Annotated in this window: 18 protein-coding genes and 1 pseudogene; 14 read left to right on the top strand and 5 right to left on the bottom strand. The window is 61.1% G+C overall.

Annotated features, from left to right (window positions below; all coding sequences use genetic code 11):
- Positions 1-34: 34 nt before the first annotated feature.
- Together torA and torC are read right to left on the bottom strand one after the other, a co-directional pair.
- Entirely contained in the window at positions 35-2527 is a 2493-nt protein-coding gene (gene torA, locus ACTG2O_RS21055; protein ID WP_439976594.1) for a trimethylamine-N-oxide reductase TorA, read from the bottom strand.
- 27 nt (positions 2528-2554) lie between these two features.
- Positions 2555-3721, bottom strand: a complete 1167-nt coding sequence (torC, locus tag ACTG2O_RS21050; RefSeq protein ID WP_439976593.1) for a pentaheme c-type cytochrome TorC — start codon at positions 3719-3721, stop codon at positions 2555-2557.
- 145 nt (positions 3722-3866) lie between these two features.
- Here torC and torR point away from each other — a divergent pair, with 145 nt between their 5' ends.
- The gene (torR, locus tag ACTG2O_RS21045; RefSeq protein ID WP_439976592.1) at positions 3867-4580 is read left to right on the top strand and encodes a two-component system response regulator TorR; all 714 of its coding nucleotides are present in this window, start codon (positions 3867-3869) and stop codon (positions 4578-4580) included.
- A gap of 36 nt (positions 4581-4616) precedes the next feature.
- Here torR and ACTG2O_RS21040 read toward each other — a convergent pair whose 3' ends face one another.
- Both ACTG2O_RS21040 and torT read right to left on the bottom strand, forming a co-directional pair.
- Entirely contained in the window at positions 4617-5021 is a 405-nt protein-coding gene (locus tag ACTG2O_RS21040; protein WP_005338893.1) for a GFA family protein, read from the bottom strand.
- A gap of 37 nt (positions 5022-5058) precedes the next feature.
- Positions 5059-6105 (bottom strand): TMAO reductase system periplasmic protein TorT, encoded by a 1047-nt coding sequence (gene torT / locus ACTG2O_RS21035; RefSeq protein WP_439976591.1) that lies wholly within the window; start codon positions 6103-6105, stop codon positions 5059-5061.
- A gap of 70 nt (positions 6106-6175) precedes the next feature.
- Between torT and torS the strand changes: the two genes are divergently transcribed.
- A complete protein-coding gene (torS, locus tag ACTG2O_RS21030) occupies positions 6176-9001 on the top strand; it encodes a TMAO reductase system sensor histidine kinase/response regulator TorS (protein ID WP_439976590.1) in 2826 nt (941 codons plus the stop codon).
- A gap of 48 nt (positions 9002-9049) precedes the next feature.
- Here the strand turns inward: torS and ACTG2O_RS21025 are convergent, their stop codons facing one another.
- On the bottom strand, positions 9050-9334 hold the full coding sequence (locus tag ACTG2O_RS21025; protein ID WP_376898930.1) for a hypothetical protein: 285 nt from the start codon (positions 9332-9334) through the stop codon (positions 9050-9052).
- A 324-nt stretch (positions 9335-9658) separates the two neighbouring features.
- Here ACTG2O_RS21025 and glyA point away from each other — a divergent pair, with 324 nt between their 5' ends.
- The 12 genes and pseudogenes from glyA to ACTG2O_RS20965 all read left to right on the top strand — a co-directional run bounded on the left by glyA (position 9659) and on the right by ACTG2O_RS20965 (position 21675).
- The gene (gene glyA / locus ACTG2O_RS21020) at positions 9659-10912 is read left to right on the top strand and encodes a serine hydroxymethyltransferase (RefSeq protein ID WP_005338884.1); all 1254 of its coding nucleotides are present in this window, start codon (positions 9659-9661) and stop codon (positions 10910-10912) included.
- An 86-nt stretch (positions 10913-10998) separates the two neighbouring features.
- The gene (locus tag ACTG2O_RS21015) at positions 10999-11469 is read left to right on the top strand and encodes a hypothetical protein (RefSeq protein ID WP_019445933.1); all 471 of its coding nucleotides are present in this window, start codon (positions 10999-11001) and stop codon (positions 11467-11469) included.
- Positions 11470-11604: 135 nt separating this feature from the next.
- Entirely contained in the window at positions 11605-12054 is a 450-nt protein-coding gene (gene nrdR, locus ACTG2O_RS21010; RefSeq protein ID WP_005338880.1) for a transcriptional regulator NrdR, read from the top strand.
- 97 nt (positions 12055-12151) lie between these two features.
- A pseudogene (gene ribD, locus ACTG2O_RS21005) lies at positions 12152-13260 on the top strand (bifunctional diaminohydroxyphosphoribosylaminopyrimidine deaminase/5-amino-6-(5-phosphoribosylamino)uracil reductase RibD).
- A gap of 55 nt (positions 13261-13315) precedes the next feature.
- Complete coding sequence (locus tag ACTG2O_RS21000) at positions 13316-13969, top strand: riboflavin synthase (RefSeq protein WP_439976589.1); 654 nt, start codon at positions 13316-13318, stop codon at positions 13967-13969.
- A gap of 149 nt (positions 13970-14118) precedes the next feature.
- Complete coding sequence (gene ribBA / locus ACTG2O_RS20995; RefSeq protein ID WP_005358461.1) at positions 14119-15228, top strand: bifunctional 3,4-dihydroxy-2-butanone-4-phosphate synthase/GTP cyclohydrolase II; 1110 nt, start codon at positions 14119-14121, stop codon at positions 15226-15228.
- 203 nt (positions 15229-15431) lie between these two features.
- Positions 15432-15902 (top strand): 6,7-dimethyl-8-ribityllumazine synthase, encoded by a 471-nt coding sequence (gene ribH, locus ACTG2O_RS20990; protein ID WP_019445931.1) that lies wholly within the window; start codon positions 15432-15434, stop codon positions 15900-15902.
- 14 nt (positions 15903-15916) lie between these two features.
- Complete coding sequence (gene nusB / locus ACTG2O_RS20985; RefSeq protein WP_005343514.1) at positions 15917-16330, top strand: transcription antitermination factor NusB; 414 nt, start codon at positions 15917-15919, stop codon at positions 16328-16330.
- Between the two features lie 57 nt (positions 16331-16387).
- Positions 16388-17347: a thiamine-phosphate kinase gene (thiL, locus tag ACTG2O_RS20980; protein WP_026034998.1), complete on the top strand. Its 960-nt coding sequence runs from the start codon at positions 16388-16390 to the stop codon at positions 17345-17347.
- Entirely contained in the window at positions 17334-17837 is a 504-nt protein-coding gene (locus ACTG2O_RS20975) for a phosphatidylglycerophosphatase A family protein (protein ID WP_439976681.1), read from the top strand. Before thiL ends, ACTG2O_RS20975 begins: the two co-directional genes overlap by 14 nt.
- 487 nt (positions 17838-18324) lie before the next feature.
- The gene (locus ACTG2O_RS20970) at positions 18325-20049 is read left to right on the top strand and encodes a dipeptide ABC transporter ATP-binding protein (protein ID WP_163128772.1); all 1725 of its coding nucleotides are present in this window, start codon (positions 18325-18327) and stop codon (positions 20047-20049) included.
- Positions 20050-20118: 69 nt separating this feature from the next.
- The gene (locus ACTG2O_RS20965; RefSeq protein WP_439976588.1) at positions 20119-21675 is read left to right on the top strand and encodes an ABC transporter substrate-binding protein; all 1557 of its coding nucleotides are present in this window, start codon (positions 20119-20121) and stop codon (positions 21673-21675) included.
- The last annotated feature ends 97 nt before the right edge of the window (positions 21676-21772 follow it).

Raw genomic sequence — 21772 nt, 5'->3', positions numbered from 1 at the left:
GGAAACTCAAGGGGGCGCTTTCGTCCCCCCGGGGTCAGAGTGCCGGGAACATGGGGTCGATGCCCTTTGCCGATTTCGGCGCGCCGAAGGCAGTGACGGCGGGTGCCTGTCCGCGGAACTTCTCGATCTCCACCAGCGCGGTATGGGCCGTGGTAGCCTGCGCCAGGCTGGAGGAGCCGATGTCGGCGGTCAGCACGTTGGGATCGCCGTAGGTACAGAGAGTCCCTACCTTGCCGCCCTCTTGCGGGCCATACCAGGCCCCTTCCTGAATGCGCACCACCCCAGGGGCGTAGTCATCGCTCACCACCAGACCGGCCAATACCTGACCGCGGCCGTTGAACACCCGCACCAGATCGCCGTCCTTGAGGCCGCGGGATTTGGCATCCTGCGGATTCATATAGACAGGTTCGCGACCCTGCACCGTGTAGGTGGCGCGGTAGTTGTCGGAGGAGCAGAGCTGGCTGTGCAGCCGCTTGTCCGGGTGGCAGGATTGCAGGTGCAGCGGGTACTGTTTGCTGCCCGGCCCGCCGTGGGAACGCTCGTAGGGTTCAATCCAGACCGGGTGGCCCGGGCAATCCCCATAGCCGTAGTCGGCGATGGTCTTGGAGTAGATCTCGATAAGGCCGGACGGGGTACCGAGCGGTTCCAGATCCGGCTCCTGACGGAACGACTCGTGGCGCACCCAGGGTTGGCCTGCCGGGAAGGTGACGAAGCCTTCGCCGTGCCAGAACTGGCTGAAACGGGGCAGACGAATGCCGATGCCGCGGCCCTGCAGGCGGGCGTCGTCATAAATGCTCTGGATCCACTCCAGCTTGCTCTTGCCACCGGTGAACTCGGCCTCGCGACCGAAGCGACGGCAGAGATCGGCGAAGATGTCATAGTCATCGCGTGCCTCGAACAGCGGCTCCACCACCTTGTACATGGCCAGAATGCCCGCATTGGAGTGAGAACCCCACTGCTCGATGTCATCCCGCTCGTAGGTGGTGGTGGCGGGCAGCACGATATCGGCGAAGCGGCAGCTGGCGGTCCACTGGTGATCGATGCTGACCACGGTTTCCAGCTTGCGCCAGGCCGCGACCATCTTGTTGCGATCCTGCTGGTGGTGGAACGGGTTGTTGCCGCAGAACACCGCCATCTTCATGTGGGGGTAGGTGATGGTCTGGCCGTTGAAGGCGATCTGCTTGCCCGGATTGAGGATGCAGTCGACGAAACGGGCCACCGGAATGTACTTGGAGTAGCCCTTCCAGTCGCCGTCATGGATCGGCTTGACCCCGGGAATGACCGAGCTGAAACCGGACATGATGGGGCCGCTGGAGGTGATGGTGCCCGCTCCGTTGTAGTGCCAGCCAAAGCCGTAACCGCCCCCCGGCAGGCCGATCTGGCCAATCATCGAGGCCAGAACCACCAGCATCCAGGCGTACTGCTCGCCGTGGTGCATGCGCTGTACACACCAGCCGCCGATAAGCTGGGTACGACCACTGCTCATGGCGCGGGCCAGCTCGCGGATGGTCTCGGCTGGTACGCCACAGATGGCGGCGGCCCACTCGGCGTCCTTCACCTGACCATCGCTGGTGCCCAGCAGGTAGGGCAGGAACTTGTCAAAACCGGTGGTGTAGTTCTTCAGGAACGCTTCGTCGTGGCGCTTCTCGCTGTAGAGGGTGTGGGCGATGCCCAGCATCAGCGGCACGTCGGTTTGCGGATTCAGGGTCACCTGATCGCAATTGAGGTACTTCTGGGTCTTGGATTTGACCGGATCGACGCTGATCACCCGGATCTCACCCTTGGCTACCTTCTCTTTCAGTTGTGCCCAGTAGTCGTAGACGCTGTGATCCGGCACCAGCCAGCCCACCTGCAGGTTCTTGATGGGATCGGAGCCCCAGATGACGATGGTTTTGCTGTGTTCCAGCACCTGCGGCCAGGAGGTTTGCTGCTCATACACCTCCATAGCGCCCGCCACGTGGGGCAGGATCACCTGGGCGGCACCGGTGGAGTAGTCACCGGCCTTGGCCAGATAGGTGCCGTGCAGGTTCATGGCGCGTCCCAGCATGGCGCCAGCGGAGTGCAGCTTGCCCACCGACTGCCAGCCGGAGTGGCCGGCATAGAGGGCGCTCGGGCCATAGGTCTTCTGCACCCGCTCCAGCTCGTGATAGAAGAAGTCCAGCGCCTGGGACCAGGTGACCCGCACGAAGCGGTTCTGGCCGCGTTCGCTGGTGTCGGACTGGTGGCCCTTGCGCAGCCAGTCCAGTCGCACCATGGGGTAGCGGATGCGGGAGGGGTTGTAGACCACTTCACTCAAGGCCTTGAGCATGTCGGTGGGGTGCTTGTCATGCTCGAACGGCAGGGTCTCGACCCAGCGGCCATCGACCACCCGGGCACGGAAGGCGCCCCAGTGGGAGCCGGACTGCACCAGCTTGTCACCAGACTCGGCGGCCATCACGGCGCGACCGAGCAGGGAGGGGCCGATCAGGGCAGAGGCACCGCTGGCCAGCAAGCCACCCAGAAAACCACGACGGGAAATATTGATCATCTTGTTATTCCTCTTTCGAATCCGGACTTAGTGGCTGCCCTGACCACCGGTATCGGCGGCATGGTTTTGCAGGTATTTGAGCAGGGTGCGCTCCTCTTCCTTGCTCAGGCGATAGTAGGCAGACATCGCCTTGAGTCCCGAAATCCAGCCGTTGGCAGTGAAGTGAGCGGGATCCGGCGCGCCGTGGCAGGAGTTGCAGGTGGATTTGTACATCTCGCCGGCGTAATCCCAGATCGGCTTGAGCGAGGACTCAAAGCCCTTGCCATCGACCCAGGCCTGCACCTGAACCTGTTCCCATTTGATATGGGTGGCGCTGTCGGTCTCCTGTTTGAGCACTTTCTCGCTCGCTTTCAGTTCGTCACGGATGGTGGCGACGAAGACCCGCTTGCCCATGTATTCGCTCAGCACCCGGCCTTTGCCATCGCTCTCGCGCCACCCTTCGATGGTCACCTTGAGGCGATCGCCGCTGCGGTCTACGACGTCGATGCGGGAGGCGGGCAGCAGTTTGCCGACCGGGTCGCTGCTCTGTTCGCTGGCGTAGAGATCTTTTTCACTCAGGTTGTAGAGGGTCTCGGTGGCTGGCGCCTCTTGCGCGTCGTTGACCAGGGTGGCGTAAGTGGCCCGGAAGCCGCCCGCCATGTTGGGCAGTTCGTGGGCGATGCCCTTGTGGCACTCGATGCAGTTCATGTTCTTCGCCGCCGCATCTTTCATCGCCAGCGCAGCCGCCGGGGACTGCTTGGCGTGATCCATGTTGTCGTAGCTGTGGCAGGACTTGCAGGTCTTGGAGTTCTGGCTGCTCATCCGCGCCCACACCTTCTCGGCCAGATGCAGACGCCGGTCCTCGAACTTCTCCTGGGTGTCGATGCTGTGGCCTATGTACTCCTGATAGAGGTCGTTGGCCGCCTCCATCTTGCGGGCCACCTTGCCGACGAAATCCTTCGGCTGGTGACAGTCGGTACAGACCGCCTGTACCCCTGAGGCATTCTTGAAGTGGATGGACTCCTTGTACTCCGGATAGACGGTGTCTTTCATGGAGTGGCAGGAGATACAGAATTCGAGGCTGCTGGTTTTCTCAAAGCCGTAGTGCAGGCCGACGGTGCCCGCGAGGGTGACGCCGACGCCCACCAGAAGCAGCGCCAGTACCGACCAGCGACGGCTGGGGGGGCGCAGGAAGTGCCACAGTTTTTTCATCATGCTCTCTCACATCACTTTTTTGATGGGAGCCATGATAGGGAGGCGTTGTGAACAGGGCTGCCGCCACAAATTAATGAAATAGGGGTATTTATGACAAAATGTGAATAGAATAATCCTCCCTTGTCGACCATCGTGAACCCTGCCCATGAGCTACCACATTCTGGTTGTTGAAGATGATGCGGTTACCCGCGAGAAGCTGACCGGCTATTTCGAGCGGGAGGGCTATCGGGTGACGGCGGTCGAAAATGGCCAGGAGATGCGCGCCGTGCTGGCGGAGCAGAGGGTCGATCTGGTGATGCTGGATATCAACCTGCCGGGGGAAGATGGTCTACTGCTGACCCGTGAACTGCGGGCGCGCAGCACGGTGGGGATCATTCTGGTTACTGGCCGCAGCGATGCGGTGGACCGGATTGTTGGCCTCGAGATGGGGGCCGACGACTATGTCACCAAGCCGTTCGAGCTCAGGGAACTGCTGGTGCGGGTCAAGAATCTGCTGTGGCGGATCTCGCTGGCGGCCGCCGCGCCGAGCGAGCCTGCGGTGGCTGACGATGCGGTGCGCTTTGGTCCCTGGCGTTTTGATATTCCCCGTCGCCAGCTCAGCAAGGACGGGGTGCCGGTGCGCCTGACCAAGGCCGAATATGAAGTGCTGGTGGCCTTTGTCGCCCATGCCGGACGGGTGCTCAGTCGGGAGCGGATCCTGACCCTCATCAGCCATCGCAGCGATGGCCCGAGCGATCGCACCATAGACGTGTTGATCCGGCGGCTGCGCGGCAAGATGGAAGCGGATCCGCGGGATCCCCAGCTGTTTGTCACCGTCCATGGGGAAGGCTATCTGTTTGCCGGCGAGATAGCCTCCTGACCCCGTTACGGTGGCCTTGACCTGTTTGACCGGGTGTCAGACCGGCGGGCGGGTATCAAATTGCGGGCAGTCGTCGCCAATCTGGTGCCAGGGCGCCTTGGAGCCGACAAAGATGTGAAACGCGGGCCGCTGGCTCGGCACATCGTCCAGTACCCCGAGGCGCAGGTTGATCTTGCCGCTGCTGCTCTTCTGGCTGAACAGGCTGGAGCCGCAGTGACGACAGAAGGCCAGGGTGGTCTCTGCCGATTTCCGGTAGCGGCCGATGGCCTCTTCTCCCTTCACTATGGTGACCTTGTTGCCATCCAGTCCGCCGACCGAGGCATAATCTCCCCCTGAAAACTTGCGGCATTCGCTGCAGTGGCAGTTCCCCATATAGTCGAACTGATCCGGCAGGGTCAGGGCGACGGCGCCGCACAGGCAGCTGGCATGTAACTCTTTCATCTCTTCTCCTTGAGTGTGCTGATCGGATTTGGAACGGCTATTCGACCCGATAGACGGGGCGAAAAGCGCCCTCCGAGAGGGAATCGGCGGGATCGGCCAGCGGCGCAGACAGCGTCAGAATGGGTGGCCCCATCACCCGCGGGCACTGCTCGGCATTGGCATCAGGGTGTTGCAGCAGGCAGACCGCCTGAGCGACCGCAAGGCGCCCCTGCAGCCGCATCTGATCGCTGTTGGCGGCCAGGATCTTGCCCCGGCGCAGTCCCCGCTGTACCCCGTGGCTGAAGTAGGTGCTCAGCACCTGGGGCCTGTCGAGATGGCGCTGCGCCAGCTCGTTGACGGCCACTTCGGCGGCGATGGCGCCTCCCACCAGATAGTCGAGGTTGGGATAGCGGGCCAGCGTCTGCTGCACCAGTGTGCGCTGGATTTCCCGGCTGTTGTCGCCACGCTCGGTGGTGACCAGCTTGATGGCGCTCCCCTTGATGGCATCGGCAAAGCCCGGCTCGACGAAGTTGTTGCCGCCACTTGCCTTCGGGCCGGGGAAGAGGGCGACCGAGACCGGTTTGCTGCCTGCGGGGTGGCGCTGCGCCAGCCAGTGGCCGATTTGCCAGCCCATCTGGTACCAGGAGACTCCCACCTTGGCCTGCACCAGACCGCTGGGCAGATCGTTGACCAGACCAAAGAGCGGCAGCGGCGTGGCCTTGATGGCCTCGCGCAAGCCCTGATAGCTCACCGCGCCGAGCAAGATGGCGTCGCTCCCTTCCTGCACGCAGCGCTGCAACTGCTGGCGCTGCTCGGCGAGGGCACCGTAACCCCCCGCTTCGTGGATCTGCAATTTGACTCCCAGCCGCTTCGCCTCGTCCACCATGCCCTGATTGACCGAAAGCCAGTAGGCGTCGCGCAGATGGGGGTAGAGGGCACAGAGGGTCAGCGGTTTGGTTGCAGCGGCGGGTTCCGGCCACTGCTGGAGCACCGGCTGGCCGCTTAATTCGCCGCCGGGCCAGATATCGACCGCAAATGCGAGGGCGGCGCGGGGAAGCATTAGCAACCAGATCAGCAACAACGGGGAGAGATAGACGCTTCGCATGGTCAGGGGTTTTGTTAAAGTGTTGGGCCATATTATCCGGTCAAAGCCGACCACAACCAAGGGACTTCCCGTGAGAATCTTTTCCGGCCTGGGTGGCAAGTTGCTGCTGGCCTTCTCCCTGATGGCGTTGCTGACCCTGAGTGCCTCCCTGCTGGGCTGGGTGGGGCTTAGCCATCTGCGCCAGCTGGAGCAAGGAGTGCTGCAGACTCTGGCCGATCAGGAGCTGGCCCGCACGCTCTCTCGCCTCAGCGGTGAGATCCAGAGCGCGTCGCGGCTGCTGGCCACCGCAACCAGCGAGCAGGAGCGGGAGCATCAGGGGCGCTTGCTCACTCTGCAGGGGCAACAGCTGCAACAGGTGCTGGCGCAACTTGGCCGTGGGCAGGGTTCAACAAGCCTCGATCAGCTCAGTCAGAGCATCATCGGCAATCTGGGCCAGCAGGGCTGGCTGGTGGGGGAAAGATTGACCCTGATGGCGCAGGGGGAGGCGCAGCGGGCCCATCTGGTGGCGGCGGCCGGGCAGATCGCCGAGCTGGCGCGCAGCCAGATGGAGAACGCCGAAACCGTGATGGTGGCGGGATTGGGTTCCCTCTATCAACAGCAAGGTACGCAGGCGGCCCGGACGCTCGACCGCCTGCTGGAGCAGGATCTCGACTGGCTGGAGCAGATGACCGAGCTGCGCCATCGCACCCTGATGCAGCAGCAGCGCATCGAAGAGATGTGGCGCAGCGAACGGCAGGAACAATTGCAAACGCTATTGCAAGAGGGGCAGCGGGAGCTGGCCATCTTGCAACTGCGGGCCGGGGCGGTGACCGATCCTGCCCGCCGGCAGGCGGTGGAGCAGGCGCTGACCGTGCTGGCGCAGAGCGACAAGCTGGTGCAACTGCGCAGCGACTGGCTCGGCAAGGGGGAGGCGCTGCGGGTGCTGGCCAATGCCAATGAGGCCCTGATGAGCAGCCTCAACCAGCAGGTCGGTGAGCTGGTCAGCCGTGCCCGCGATTCGCTGGGGCAGAGCCAGCAGGCGCTAAGCCAGCGCCTCAGGCTGCTGGAGCAGGCGTTGATGGGCATTGGCCTGCTTACCCTGCTACTGCTGATGCTGCTGATGTGGCGCATGGTCTACGGCCGGATCGTCTGGCCGCTGCAACGGGCGGTGGCGGGGATGAGCCGGTTGGCGCGCGGGGATCTGGCCCCCCTTGAGCCGATCGCCGGGGCGGGCCGTGATGAGCTGGCGGAGCTGGGCCGTGCCCTGCAGGTGTTTCGTGACAATGCAGTGGAGCTGGGCCGCTATCAGCGCGAGCTGGAGTCGCGGGTCGAGGAGCGCACCGGCCAGCTCAGCCACGCCAACGAGCGGCTCAATGAGGAGGTGGCGAAGCAGCGGCAGGCCCGCGCCGAGGCCGAACAGGCCAACCGCGCCAAGTCGGTGTTTCTCGCCACCATGAGCCACGAGATCCGCACCCCCATGAACGGCATTCTCGGAGGCCTGACGCTGCTGGAAGATACCCACCTGAGCGATACCCAGCAGCGCTATCTGGCCGCCATCGAGCATAGCGGCGAATCCCTGCTGGAGATCCTCAACGACATTCTCGACTACTCCAAGATAGAGGCGGGCCATGTGGAAGCGCGCCGCGAGCCCTTCCCCCTGTTCCAGCTGGTGGATGAGCTCAGCGCGCTGTTTCGGCCAAAGGCAGCGGCCAAGGGGGTCACCCTGGCGCTGGAATATGCGCCCGGGCTGGCGCCTGTGGTCGAGGGGGATCTGGGCAAGCTGCGCCAGGTGCTCGGCAACTTGCTCGGCAATGCAGTCAAGTTTACCGCCCGTGGCCAGATTACCCTGACGGTGGCGCCCCTTGTCTGTCACGGCCCTTGCGCCGAGCCCTGCATCCGGTTTGTGGTACGCGATACCGGCCCCGGCATTCCGGCCGATGAGCAGGAGGCGGTGTTCGAGGCATTTCGCCAGCGCAAGCGTGATATAGGCCATCAGGGCGGCACCGGGCTGGGACTGGCGATCAGCCGCAAGCTGGTGACCGCCATGGGGGGCGAGCTTATCCTTGCCAGCGAACCGGGCAAGGGGTGTGAATTCAGCTTCAGCCTGCCGTTGCAGCGCTCGAGTGCCCAGCTGCCTGCCGAGGTTCAGCCGCTGCACCTTGGTCAGTCCCGCGACATTCTGCTGGTGGAGGATAACGAGATCAACCGGTTGGTGGCGCACGGCATGCTGACCCGCTTCGGCCATCGCGTCACCCTGGCGGAGGACGGTCGCAGTGCACTGGCGCTGGTGACCGAGCGCCCCTTCGAGCTGGCGCTGCTCGATATCAATCTGCCCGATATGGACGGCATGACTCTGCGCGAGGATCTGGCCGCCATCAGTGAGGAGATGCATGAACGGCCGCTGCCCGCCATCGCCATCTCGGCCCAGATGTATCCGGAGGATATCCGCCACTGCCTTGCCGCCGGGTTTGTCGATTTTGTCGGCAAGCCGGTGCGGCTGGCGGTGCTGGCGAATTCCATCGATCAGCTGTTTCGGCAAGAAGGGGCCTCTATCGAGCCACAGGTGCAATTATCTGCAGCCGCGTCCTCGACTAACCAGCCCGAGTGGGCCAATCCGGTGCTGGATGCCGATCTGCCCCTGCTCGGCATGGCGCGGATCCGCCAGCTGGTCGCGCTGTTTGAGTCGCAAGGGCGGGTGTTGGTGGATAAGTTGGCTCAGGGGGAGGGGAGTGAGCAACGTCAGCTGGCGCACAAGTTCAAGGGGAGTGCGCTGGCGCTTGGGTTGACCGAATTTGCCAACCACTGTGCGGCTCTTGAGGCGGGAGGTGGTGAACCTGCGGCAATCGGGGCGCAATTTGACGCGGCGGTGAGCGGGTTGCAGCAGTGGCTGGTGGCCAACAGGGATTCTCCGTTCTGAGCCCTGCTGGCGATGCACAACGTTCAGAGGGGGCCAGCCCCTGCGCCGTTATTCGCTCTCGCGAAACAGCACCTGCTTGCACTTGGCACAGACCCATTCCCGGCGAAAATCGGTCAGGTGCACCATGCCTACCTCCAGCAACTCGTGGTGGCCGCAGTGATAACAGAAGATGATGTCGCCATCGACTGATTCAGGGTGGGCCGCCAGATAGTCGGCTTTGGTGGGGAGTTGATCCCACGAGGTGGTGTGGACATGCTTGCGTTGGCTGGTGTAGTAGACCCAGTAGAACAGAAAAAATACCGCCAGGATCACGAATGTCAGCAGATGGTCCATCTTGAACTCCTCCGGTTAGGTGCAGCCCCTCGGATGCATGGCTGCAATCAGCTCCATCATCATTAAATTTGTTTCGAATGAATATGTTACAGGATGGATAAAGAGGGCGTTGTGATCCCCTTCGGGTTTTGCCCGCCCGCGGCGGGATGAAAAATGTGCCGTTTGGCGGGGCGGCCAGGGTATTGAACGGGGAGGGAATCTTGTTTTTTACAACATAAATTCAACATTTTTTTAGGTGGTTGGACTGTCTCTTTGATCCAGCTCACGTTACAATGCCCGCGCCCACTTCACCTAACGCGCAAACGATTTTCAGGAGAGAAACGGATGTTGAAACGTGACATGACCATCGCCAATTATGATCCGCAATTGTGGCAGGCCATCACAGACGAAACCCGTCGTCAGGAAGAGCATATCGAGCTGATTGCGTCTGAGAACTACACCAGCCCCCGTGTCATGGAAGCCCAGGGCTCCCAGCTGACCAACAAGTACGCCGAAGGTTACCCCTCCAAGCGTTACTACGGTGGTTGCGAGTATGTGGATGTGGTCGAAACCCTGGCTATCGAGCGCGCCAAAGAGCTGTTCGGTGCCACTTACGCCAACGTGCAGCCGCACTCCGGCTCCCAGGCCAACAGCGCCGTTTACATGGCTTTGCTGCAGCCGGGCGACACCGTACTGGGCATGAACCTGGCCCACGGCGGTCACCTGACCCACGGCTCTCCGGTCAACTTCTCCGGCAAGCTCTATAACATCGTGCCTTACGGTATCGATGAGTCCGGCAAGATCGACTACGACGACATGGAACGTCAGGCTGTCGAGCACAAGCCGAAGATGATGATCGGTGGCTTCTCTGCCTACTCCGGCATCGTTGACTGGGCCCGCATGCGCGAAATCGCCGACAAGGTCGGTGCCTACCTGTTCGTCGACATGGCCCACGTGGCGGGTCTGATTGCCGCTGGCGTCTACCCGAACCCGGTTCCCCACGCTCACGTGGTCACCTCCACCACTCACAAGACCCTGGCCGGTCCGCGCGGTGGTCTGATCCTCTCTGCCGCTGACGACGAGGAGCTCTACAAGAAGCTCAACTCTGCCGTCTTCCCGGGTGGTCAGGGCGGCCCGCTGATGCACGTTATCGCCGGTAAAGCCGTTGCCTTCAAAGAGGCGCTGGAGCCGGAGTTCAAGACCTATCAGGCTCAGGTCGTGAAAAACGCCAAGGCGATGGCTGCGACCTTTATCGAGCGCGGTTACAAGATCGTCTCCGGCGGTACCGACAACCACCTGATGCTGGTTGACCTGATCGGCCGCGAGCTGACCGGTAAGGATGCTGACGCCGCACTGGGCAAAGCCAACATCACCGTTAACAAGAACTCCGTGCCCAACGACCCGCGCTCCCCGTTCGTCACCTCCGGTGTGCGGATCGGTACCCCGGCCATCACCCGCCGCGGTTTCAAGGAGGCCGAGTCCATCGAGCTGACCCACTGGATCTGCGACGTACTGGACAACCACGACAACGATGCCGTGCTGGCCACCGTGCGCGAGAAGGTGCTGGATATCTGCCGCCGCTTCCCGGTTTATGGCTGATAAGTCAGACCATCCGGTTTGAAGACCAATGCCACCTGCGGGTGGCATTGTTTTTTCTGGCGTTGGGCAACACGAGAGGGATGAGATTGAACCACGAAGAGAAGATACCGAGCGAAGAGGCACACTCCTGCGCAGAGCGGGGCAAGGTGTTGGAGGCGGAGCTTCGGCTGGCAATCCGCGCCCAGTATCACTTTCGTGCCAGTGAGCAGGGGCTGCTGGCATGGGATGTACGGCGGTTGGTGCGACTGAGCTGTGATCTGCCGCTGCAGGCGGTGGCATTGAGCGACATTGCCGAGCTTGACCGTGATCACTGGTATGGCCATGGCAGCGCCACTCCTACGGTGCGCAGCGTAGTCGAGCACTGCCAGCTCATCATGGCGGCGGATCTCGCCTACCCGATCATTCTCGACAGCGCCGGTCGGGTGATGGATGGCATGCACCGGATAGGCAAGGCATTGATGCTGGGTCATGACTATATCGATGCGGTGCAGTTTACGGTCGACCCAGCCCCCGATTATCTGGGTTGTGATCCTGATACTCTGCCTTACGACGAGTGAGTTGCCCATTAGTGATAACGAACAGAAAAATCACGCTTTTCCGCTTTTTACCACGGTTGGATGGCCGTGTTACACTGGCCGACCTAGATCCTGGCCCGCCGGGCCGGTCCCTGTTCCATTAACGCCGGAGGTCCGATGCATTGCCCATTCTGTAGTGCGGTTGATACCAAGGTGATCGATTCCCGTCTGGTGGCAGAAGGCCATCAGGTGCGCCGCCGTCGTGAGTGTCTGCTCTGTCACGAGCGTTTTACCACCTTCGAGATGGCCGAGCTGGTGATGCCCCGCGTCATCAAGTCCAACGGCTCCCGCGAGCCGTTCAATGAAGACAAGCTGCGCGCCGGTATTCTGCGGGCGCTGGAGAAGCGGCCGGTGAGCATGGAGGCCATCGAAAAAGCGGTCAACCATATCAAATCCCGCCTGCGTGCCACCGGCGAGCGCGAAGTCGCCTCCGAGCTGGTGGGCAATCTGGTGATGGATGAGCTCAAGAGTCTGGACAAGGTGGCCTATATCCGCTTTGCCTCCGTCTATCGCAGCTTCGAAGATATTCGCGAGTTCGGCGAAGAGATTGCCAAGCTGGAGAAGTAAACCGCCATTCTCACCCATGTTGCCGCGTCCGATTACGCTGCGCTAATCGAACCTACGATACTGCGTAAAGCCGAGATGTGTTGTCAAAGGAGCCCGAATGTTTAGTCAAGATGATTACCAATGGATGAGTCGGGCCCTCGAACTGGCCCGCCGCGGCCGCTACACCACGGCCCCCAACCCCTGCGTCGGCGCCGTGCTGGTCAAAGATGGCGTGGTGGTTGGCGAAGGGTGGCATCAGAAGGCGGGCGAGCCCCATGCCGAGGTTTACGCCCTGCGCGCTGCCGGTGAAGAGGCCCGCGGCGCCACCGCCTACGTGACCCTGGAGCCCTGCTCTCATCATGGTCGCACCCCACCCTGTGCCGAGGCGCTGATCAACGCCGGCGTGGCCCGGGTGGTAGCAGCCATGGTCGATCCCAATCCCCAGGTGGGCGGACGTGGCCTGCGTATGCTCTCCGAAGCGGGCATCAAGACCGATTTCGGCCTGCTGGCGAGCGAAGCCGAAGCGCTCAACCCGGGCTTTTTCAAGCGGATGCGTACCGCCTTCCCGCGGGTGACCGTCAAGTTGGGAGCCAGCCTCGATGGCCGCACCGCCATGGCGAGCGGCGAGAGCCAGTGGATCACCTCCCCCGATGCGCGCCGCGATGTGCAACGACTGCGGGCCCGCCACGATGCGGTACTCTCCAGCGCTGAAACCGTGCTGGCCGATGGTGCCTCCCTGACCGTGCGCTGGGACGAGCTTCCCCCTCGGTCAAGGCGAGCTATCCCAAAGAGACCCTGCGCCAGCCGCTGCGGGTTATTGTCGATTCGCAAAACCGCCTTACCCCGGATCTGCCGCTGTTCCAGAGCGAGAGTCCGGTGCTGCTGGCCCGTCACAAGGCGTCCGGCGAGTGGCCCGAGTGGGTGCAGCAGCTGGAGCTGCCGCTGCTGGATGGCAAGCTGGATCTGGTCAGCCTGTTCATGTTGCTGGCCAAACAGAACGTCAACTCGGTGCTGGTCGAGGCGGGCCCGCGGCTCTGCGGCGCTCTGCTGGAAAAAGGGCTGGTGGATGAGCTGGTGCTCTATCAGGCTCCCAAACTGATGGGTGACGAAGGGCGCGGCCTGTTCCATCTGCCGGGTCTGACCCGGCTGTTCCAGGCGCCCAAGCTTGCCATCAAGGATGTGCGCATGGTGGGGCCGGATATTCGCATTACCGCCAAAATAGCCTGATTTATCAATGTTCAAGGGGGCATAATCAGTCCCCGTCATCAGCAAGGTGATCTGCATGTTTACCGGAATTATCGAAGCGGTGGGAACCCTGGCCGAGCTGCGCCGTCAGGGCGATGACATGGCCCTCACCGTCCACGCACTAGGTCTGGATTTTAGCGACGTCAAACTGGGCGACTCCATCGCCACCAACGGCGTCTGCCTCACCGTGGTGGCGCTGGGCGACAAGAGTTATACCGCCGACGTGTCGCTGGAAACCCTCTCCCGTACCGGTTTTGCCGCCGCCAGAGTGGGCGATCGGGTCAACCTCGAGAAGGCGCTGATGCCCACCTCCCGCCTCGGCGGCCATCTGGTCTCCGGCCATGTGGATGGGGTAGGGGAGGTGAAAAGCGTCTCCAGCAGCGGCCGCGCCATCGAGTACTGGATCAAGGCGCCGGGGGAACTCTCCCGCTACATCGCCGAGAAAGGCTCCATTGCGGTGGATGGCATCAGCCTCACCGTCAACGCGGTGCAGGGGGACCTTTTCCGCCTGACTATCGTGCCCCACACCGCGCAGGAGACCACCATCGCCAGCTGGAAGCCGGGTCACAAGGTCAACCTCGAGGTCGATCAGATCGCCCGTTATCTGGAGCGGCTGATGATGGGCAAGAGTCAGGAGAGCAGCGCCTCCACCCTGACTCTGGACAAGCTGGCCAAGGCCGGTTTTCTCTGACGGTGTGCGCTGAGTCTTGCCACCAAAACGATTTTCTGTGATCCCGCTCTGATTGAAATGGAGCCGCTAGCCCCAATCTAGAGCAACATACACTCGCATTTGCGTTGAGCCTGCTGGCTCAACCCCCAAGCACACTGATGGAGTAGCCCATGGCGCTGAGCACAACCCAGGAAATCATTGCCGATATCAAGGCTGGCAAGATGGTGATCCTGATGGATGACGAAGACAGGGAGAACGAAGGGGACCTCATCATGGCCGCCTCCTGCGTCCGTCCGGAGGATATCAACTTCATGGCCCGCTACGGCCGTGGCCTCATCTGCCTGACCCTGACCCGGGATCGCTGCAAGCAATTGGCGCTGCCACTGATGGTGGATCGCAACAATGCCCAGTTCTCCACCGCCTTTACCGTCTCCATCGAAGCGGCAGAAGGGGTGACCACAGGTATCTCAGCCGCGGATCGCGCGGTGACCGTGCAGGCCGCTGTGGCGCCCAATGCCAAGGCGGCCGATCTGGTGCAGCCGGGCCACATCTTCCCGCTGATGGCGCAGGATGGCGGCGTGCTGACCCGTGCCGGCCACACCGAAGCCGGTTGCGATCTGGCCCGTCTGGCCGGTTTCGAGCCTGCCGCCGTCATCGTCGAGATCCTCAACGAGGATGGCACCATGGCGCGCCGTCCGGATCTGGAGGTGTTTGCCGAGGAGCACGGCATCAAGCTTGGTACCATCGCCGACCTGATCGAGTACCGCAACCAGCACGAGACCACGGTCGAGAAGGTGGCCGAGTGCAAGTTGCCGACCGAGTTTGGCGAGTTCGACCTCATCACCTTCCGCGACACCATCGACAATCAGGTTCACTTTGCCCTGAAAAAGGGTGAGGTGCAGGCCGATCAGCCGACCCTGGTGCGCGTCCATCTGCACGATGTGCTGAGCGATCTGCTGTTGACCGACCGCCACGCCGCCCGCAGCTGGCCGCTGCCCAAATCCATGGCCCGCATCGCTGACGAGGGCGGCGTGCTGGTGATTTTGGGGGCGGAATCCCATGGCGCCGAGCTGCTGGCTAGGGTCAAGGGTTTTGAAGCCGCCGACAAGGGGCTGGCGCCGGAAGGAGCCAAGTGGCAGGGCACCTCGCGCCGGGTTGGTGTGGGTTCCCAGATCCTCAAGGCCCTTGGTGTAAGCAAGATGCGTCTGCTGAGCTCGCCGAAGAAGTACCATGCCCTCGGTGGTTTCGGTCTGGAAGTGGTTGAGTACGTCGGCGAGTAAAGCTCCACCAGAGAAGTACCATCCCCTTCCGGGTGGTGTCGGTCTGGAAGTCGTGGAATTTACCGGCGAGCAAGTGCGCCGGACTGGTTACATCGCGATCATGGCCGTCTATTGCGGCCATGGTTTTTGTCGTGGGTCTGTTGTGCTAGAATGTGCGCACTTTTGACTCCGGCCCTTTTGATTGCACAGATACAGGATTTCCAATGAAGGTTATCGAAGGAAATATCGCCGCTCCTGAGGCGCGCATTGCTATTGTTGTTGCCCGTTTCAACAGCTTCATCAACGACAGTCTGGTGAACGGCGCGGTGGACGTACTGAAGCGTCAAGGTCAAGTGCAGGACAGCAACCTGACACTGGTAAAAGTGCCGGGCGCGGTTGAAATGCCATTGGTCATCAAGAAGCTGGCCAAGAGTGGTCAATACGACGCCATCGTGGCGGTCGGTACTGTCATCCGTGGCGGCACCTACCACTTCGACCTGGTGGCAAACGAGAACAGCAAGGGCATGGCCCAGGTAATGATGGAATATGAAATTCCCGTTGCCTTCGGTGTGCTGACCACTGAAAACATTGAACAAGCCATCGAGCGTGCAGGTACCAAGGCGGGTAACAAGGGTGCAGAGGCTGCACTGGCAGCGCTCGAAATGATCAACGTCCTGAAAGAACTGGACGTGTAACGAGGAGAAGTACATTGAAACCGTCTGAGCGCCGTAAAGCCCGCCATTGCGCCACCCAGGCCATCTACCAGTGGCAGATGACCAAGGCTAACGTGGGTGACATCGAAGAGCAGTTCAAGATCGATCAGGACACCAAGGGTGTAGACCTGAACTATTTCCGCGATCTGCTGTTCGGGGTAGCCCTCCACTGCAGCGAGCTGGACAAGGTGTTTGCACCTTTCCTCTCCCGTCCGCTGGAAGAAGTGGACATGGTGGACAAGGCGATCCTGCGTCTGGCGACCTACGAGCTGACCCGTCGTGATGATGTACCGCCGCGCGTGGTCATCAACGAAGCGATCGAGCTGGCCAAAGCTTTTGCTGCCGATGACAGCCACAAGTTTGTCAACGGTGTACTGGACAAGGTGATCAAGTCGCTGAACAAGCGTTGATCCTGCTGTCCGTCAGCATCTAAGAGAGGAGCCAGCTTATTGCTGGCTTTTTACTGTATGGGTGAATTTGAGCTGATTGATAAGTACTTCAAGGTCCCCCACGCCCGCAAGGACGTGGTGATGGGCCCTGGAGATGACTGTGCCCTGCTGACCCTGCCCCCCGATACCCAGCTGGCGGTGAGCACCGACACTCTGGTGAGCGGCGTACACTTCTTTCCCGACATGGATCCGGTGGATCTCGGCTACAAGGCTCTGGCGGTCAATCTCTCCGATCTCGCCGCCATGGGGGCTGAGCCGCGCTGGGTGTCGCTGGCGCTGACCCTGCCTGCCATTAACGAAGGTTGGGTCGCCGGTTTTGCCGAAGGGTTTCTGGAGCTGGCCGAGTACTACAATGTGGCGCTGGTGGGCGGAGACATGACCCGCGGGCCGCTCTCCATCACCATCTCGGTGAAGGGATCGGTGCCTGCCGGTCGCGCCCTGATGCGCAGCGGTGCCAAAGCCGGTGATGGCATCTATGTGACCGGTACCCTGGGGGATGCCGCGTTGGCACTCTCCCATCTGCTGGGCAAACGCACCCTCAATGAGAACCAGCTGGCTGCGGTGCTGCCACGGCTCGACCATCCCCATCCCCGCATTCTGGCCGGTCAGGCACTGCGCGGGCTGGCGGGCAGTGCGCTGGATCTCTCCGACGGGCTGGCATCGGATCTCGGCCATATCCTCAAGGCCTCCGGTGTACGTGCTCAGATCGATCTCGATCTGCTACCGCTCTCGCCGGTGCTGCAGGATGCGGTGAGCGAGCAGGAGGCGTGGCAACTGGCGCTGGCCGGTGGCGATGACTATGAGCTCTGCTTTACCGTACCGGAGGAGCACCGCGGCGCGCTCGATACGGCGTTGGCCCACAGCGGGGTCAAGTTCAGCCGCATCGGCCGCATCGTGGCGGGCGAGCCGGGCATTGATTACCTGCGTGGCGACCAAGCGGTCGAGTTGCAACTGAAAGGGTGGGATCACTTCGCATGAGTTTGTTCAGAATAAAGCCCGAGCTGACACGACTGGATCTGAAAAATCCGCTTCATTTTTTGGCGGTGGGGTTTGGTTCCGGTCTCAGCCCCAAAGCGCCGGGCACCATGGGCACCTGGCGGCCATTCCGCTCTATCTGCTGGTGAGCGGGCTGCCGACCCACTGGTTTATCGCCTTGCTGGCGGTGGGTTTTGTTGTGGGGATCCGTATCTGCCAGAGCGCCACCGATGCCATCGGCATGCCGGATCACGGCGCCATCGTCTGGGACGAGGTGATCGGTTTTGGTGTCACCATGATCGCCGCGCCAGCCGGTTGGGAGTGGGTGGTGGCGGGCTTCGCGCTGTTCCGGTTGTTTGACGTGCTCAAGCCCTGGCCCATCTCCTGGTTTGATCGCCGCATTCACGGCGGATTCGGCATCATGCTGGACGATCTGATCGCCGGCCTGTTCGCCCTGTTTTGTATGCAATTACTGGCGTTCTGGCTTGGCTGAATGCCACCTTCCGGGGGATGACCGTTCTGGCATCCCCCGATTTATATCTGCTTAATTTTCATTCATCGGCATATGCTGCCGTTTATCATCCATTTCACATAAATATTCACTACTCATTCGGGGCTCGTGATCGTTTTTGAAATAGTGATAAATGCTGCTTGTTGCGTTGTTGTTGAAATTAAAGTAATGATACCAATAGATGTACGGACGCACCGGCCATTTGTGTGATGAAAATCATCATTTAACGCTGCCGAATTGGTGGTTATCTGCACAAAACATTGCGGAATTGTATAACTCAATCATTTACACCCGTGGTCAAACCGTCTAAGTTACTCGCGGGTTATTCCAAAAAAATGCAAAAAACCCGCCCGGATCGCTGGTTTCGCTGCCTCATGGATTGAGCAAATATTGCCCAAGGTAACAACCGGCATCTGCGGCTGATTTACGGACGAATTATTTGGGACGGATGTCCCCCGCAGAGGTAAACATGTCCTTGCTCGAAGTAAAGAACTTGCGGATCGAGTACCCCTCCCGCTACGGGGTGCTGGCCGCGGTGAAGGATCTCTCTTTCTCTATCGAAAAGGGTGAGATTGTCGGGGTGGTCGGTGAATCCGGCGCCGGCAAGTCCACCATCGGCAACGCCGTCATCGATCTGCTGAGCCCGCCGGGTCGCATCGCCCGTGGCGATATCTACCTCAATGGCGAGCTCATCTCCGGCAAGAGCCAGAACGAGATGCGGGCCATTCGTGGCTCCCGTATCGGGTTCATCTTCCAGGATCCCATGACCTCCCTCAACCCGCTGTTCACCGTTGAGCATCAGCTGGTCGAGACCATTCTGGCCAATACCAAGCTCTCCCGCGAGGCGGCCTTTGCCAAGGCGCTGGAGCTGATGGGGGCGGTGGGTATTCCGCAGCCGGAGCTGCGCATCAAGCAGTATCCGCATCAGTTTTCCGGCGGCATGCGCCAGCGGGTGGTCATTGCCATCGCGCTCTCCTGCGATCCTGAGTTGATCATTGCCGATGAGCCGACCACGGCGCTGGACGTCTCCATTCAGGATCAGATCCTCCAGCTTATCCGCGCCCTCTGCAAAGAGCGTCAGGTGGGCTGCATGCTGGTGACTCACGACATGGGGGTTGTCTCCAACGTTACCGACAAGGTGGCGGTGATGTATCGCGGCGATCTGGTGGAGTTCGGTCTGACCGAACAGGTGCTGGGCAGCCCCAATCACCCCTATACCCGCAGCCTCATCTCGGCGGTCCCCCGCTCCGATGTGAAGCTGGTGCGCTTCCCGCTGGTCTCCTATATCGAGGATGCCAGTGCGCCGGATACCAATATCGACCTCAAGACCCACTGGCTCGGCCAGAGTCAGGACGAGCGAGCCTATGAAGGGGCGCTGTTGCGGGTGGAGAACGTCGATCTGAAGTTCGTCACCAAGGACTCCATCTTCCCGAGCCGCCGCCAGTATGTACGCGCCTGCAACAACATCAGCTTCGAGATCTTCGAAGGGGAGACCTTCGGTCTGGTGGGGGAGTCGGGCTCCGGCAAATCGACCATTGCCCGCGCCATCACCGGTCTCTATCCGCCTGATACCGGCAAGATCTTCTTCGAGGGGATCGATCTGACCGCTCTCAAGAGCGAGCGCGAGCGTCGCCCGTTGCGTCGCCAGATGCAGATGGTGTTCCAGAACCCGTACTCTTCGATGAACCCGCGGATGAAGGTGCGCGACATCATTGCCGAGCCGATCCGCTTCCATCAGCTGGCGAGCAGTGAGAGCCAGATCGAGGGGATCGTCGGCGATCTGCTGGATCACGTGGGCCTTGGCCGCGGTGCCGGGGTCAAGTATCCCCACGAATTCTCCGGCGGCCAGCGTCAGCGCATCTCTATTGCCCGCGCCCTGGCCACTCGCCCGCGCTTCCTTATCTGTGACGAGCCGACCTCGGCGCTGGATGTGTCGGTGCAGGCCCAGATCCTCAACCTGCTCAAGGATCTGCAGCAGGAGCTCAAGCTCACCATGCTGTTTATCAGCCACGATCTGCCGGTGATCCGCCAGATGTGCGACCGCATCGGGGTGATGCAGCACGGTCATCTGGTGGAAGTGGCCGAGACCGAGAAACTCTTTACCAATGCCGAGCATGAGTACAGTCGCAAGCTGATCTCCCTCATGCCGGAGTTCAAGGGAATGTCCCGCGAGGGGCTGGAAATCGCAAGCTAGGAGAGCGCCGGTGCGCCGGTCTGCTTGTCAAAAAAGTGTCATAAGAAAGCCAAAAGCATGGAGAACAAGATGAAGAAAGGATTGTCCAAGATTGCCCTGGCGCTATTTGCCGCCGGTTTCGCCTTCAGTGTCTCAGCCGCTGATATCAAGGTGGGTGTCGCCTCTGACGCCACTTCGCTGGATCCGCAGGAGCAGCTCTCCGGTCAGACCCTGGAGATGTCGCACCTGGTATTCGATCCCCTGATGCGTTACACCCAGGACCTGCAGTTCGAGCCCCGTCTGGCCGAGAAGTATGAGCGTATTGACGATAAGACCGTCCGCTTCCACCTGCGCAAGGGGGTCAAGTTCCACTCCGGTAACGACTTCACCGCTGACGACGTGGTGTGGACCGTTAACCGCCTGAAATCCTCCGTCGACTTCAAGGCGATCTTCGATCCCATCAGCGAAGTGAAGAAGGTCGATGACTACACCGTGGATCTCGTCACCGCCAAGCCGTTCCCGCTGGTGCTGCAGACCGTCACCTACATCTTCCCGATGGACTCCAAGTTCTACACCGGCAAGACCGAAGCGGGCAAAGACAAGGCCGAGATCGTCAAAAACGGCGACTCCTACGCCTCTACCCACGTCTCCGGTACTGGCCCGTTCACCGTCAAGTTCCGCGAGCAGGGTGTGAAGCTGGATTATGCCCGTAACGCCAACTACTGGGATAAAGCCTCCAAGGGTAACGTCGAGAACCTGACCGTGGTGCCGATCAAGGAAGATGCGACCCGTGTTGCAGCCCTGCTGGGTGGCGACGTGGACATGATCTATCCGGTTGCGCCGAACGATCTGGAGCGCGTGAAGAATGGCAAGGACTCCCAGCTGGTCACCCTGTCCGGTACCCGTGCCATCATCATCGAGCTGAACCAGAACACCAACCCGGCGCTGAAAGACAAGCGCGTGCGTCAGGCGATCAACTACGCCATCAACCAGGTGGGTATCGTCGAGAAGATCAACAAGGGCTTCGGTACCCCTGCTGGTCAGCTGAGCCCGAAAGGCTATGCCGGTCACAACGAGGCGCTGGTACCCCAGTATGATCTGGCCAAGGCCAAGGAGCTGATGAAAGAGGCCGGTTACGAGAAAGGCTTCAAGATGACCTTCATCTCCCCGGCAGCCCGCTACGTCAACGACGTCAAGATTGCCCAGGCTGTCTCCGCCATGCTGGCCAAGATCAACATCAAGGTGGATCTGAAGACCATGCCGGTGGCCCAGTACTGGCCCGAGTTTGACAAGTGCGCCGCAGACATGCAGATGATCGGCTGGCACTCCGACACCGAAGATACCGCGAACTTCTTCGAGTTCCTGACCTTCACCAAGGACGCCAAGACCGGTATGGGTCAGTACAACTGCGCCGGTTATGCCAACGCCGAAGCTGACAAGCTGGTGATGGATGCCAACGCCGAGACCGATCCGGCCAAGCGTGCCGAGATGCTCAAGAAGGTCGAAGCCATGCTGATCGAAGATGCTGCCTACGTGCCGCTGCACTGGGAAGATCTGGCCTATGGCGCCAAGAAGAACGTCGACATCAAGCCGGTGGTCAACGTGATGAACTTCCCTTACCTGGGTGACCTGGTGGTCAGCAAGTAAGAGAACGTCGCAAGGAAGGACGGGGCGGGGTGGTCAGCTGGCCACTCCGCCCACTAACAGAAGCCTGTGCCACGACACAGGCCACGTAGAAGGACAA

It is taken from the genome of Aeromonas sp. 61P (genome assembly GCF_051919545.1).
Taxonomy (GTDB): Bacteria; Pseudomonadota; Gammaproteobacteria; order Enterobacterales; family Aeromonadaceae; genus Aeromonas; species Aeromonas veronii.
The sequence above is the reverse complement of the archived record's forward strand: the minus strand, read 5'-3'. Positions and strand labels throughout refer to the sequence as shown.

What these genes read in the sequence shown, in the direction of transcription:
- ribBA (WP_005358461.1), top strand. Translation starts at nt 14,119, where the DNA reads ATGGCGCTGAGCACAACCCAGGAAATCATTGCCGATATCAAGGCTGGC.
- nrdR (WP_005338880.1), top strand. Translation starts at nt 11,605, where the DNA reads ATGCATTGCCCATTCTGTAGTGCGGTTGATACCAAGGTGATCGATTCC.
- ACTG2O_RS20965 (WP_439976588.1), top strand. Translation starts at nt 20,119, where the DNA reads ATGAAGAAAGGATTGTCCAAGATTGCCCTGGCGCTATTTGCCGCCGGT.
- torR (WP_439976592.1), top strand. Translation starts at nt 3,867, where the DNA reads ATGAGCTACCACATTCTGGTTGTTGAAGATGATGCGGTTACCCGCGAG.
- torT (WP_439976591.1), bottom strand. Translation starts at nt 6,105, where the DNA reads ATGCGAAGCGTCTATCTCTCCCCGTTGTTGCTGATCTGGTTGCTAATG.
- ACTG2O_RS20970 (WP_163128772.1), top strand. Translation starts at nt 18,325, where the DNA reads ATGTCCTTGCTCGAAGTAAAGAACTTGCGGATCGAGTACCCCTCCCGC.
- torA (WP_439976594.1), bottom strand. Translation starts at nt 2,527, where the DNA reads ATGATCAATATTTCCCGTCGTGGTTTTCTGGGTGGCTTGCTGGCCAGC.
- torC (WP_439976593.1), bottom strand. Translation starts at nt 3,721, where the DNA reads ATGATGAAAAAACTGTGGCACTTCCTGCGCCCCCCCAGCCGTCGCTGG.
- ribH (WP_019445931.1), top strand. Translation starts at nt 15,432, where the DNA reads ATGAAGGTTATCGAAGGAAATATCGCCGCTCCTGAGGCGCGCATTGCT.
- ACTG2O_RS21025 (WP_376898930.1), bottom strand. Translation starts at nt 9,334, where the DNA reads ATGGACCATCTGCTGACATTCGTGATCCTGGCGGTATTTTTTCTGTTC.
- ACTG2O_RS21040 (WP_005338893.1), bottom strand. Translation starts at nt 5,021, where the DNA reads ATGAAAGAGTTACATGCCAGCTGCCTGTGCGGCGCCGTCGCCCTGACC.
- ACTG2O_RS21000 (WP_439976589.1), top strand. Translation starts at nt 13,316, where the DNA reads ATGTTTACCGGAATTATCGAAGCGGTGGGAACCCTGGCCGAGCTGCGC.
- thiL (WP_026034998.1), top strand. Translation starts at nt 16,388, where the DNA reads ATGGGTGAATTTGAGCTGATTGATAAGTACTTCAAGGTCCCCCACGCC.
- glyA (WP_005338884.1), top strand. Translation starts at nt 9,659, where the DNA reads ATGTTGAAACGTGACATGACCATCGCCAATTATGATCCGCAATTGTGG.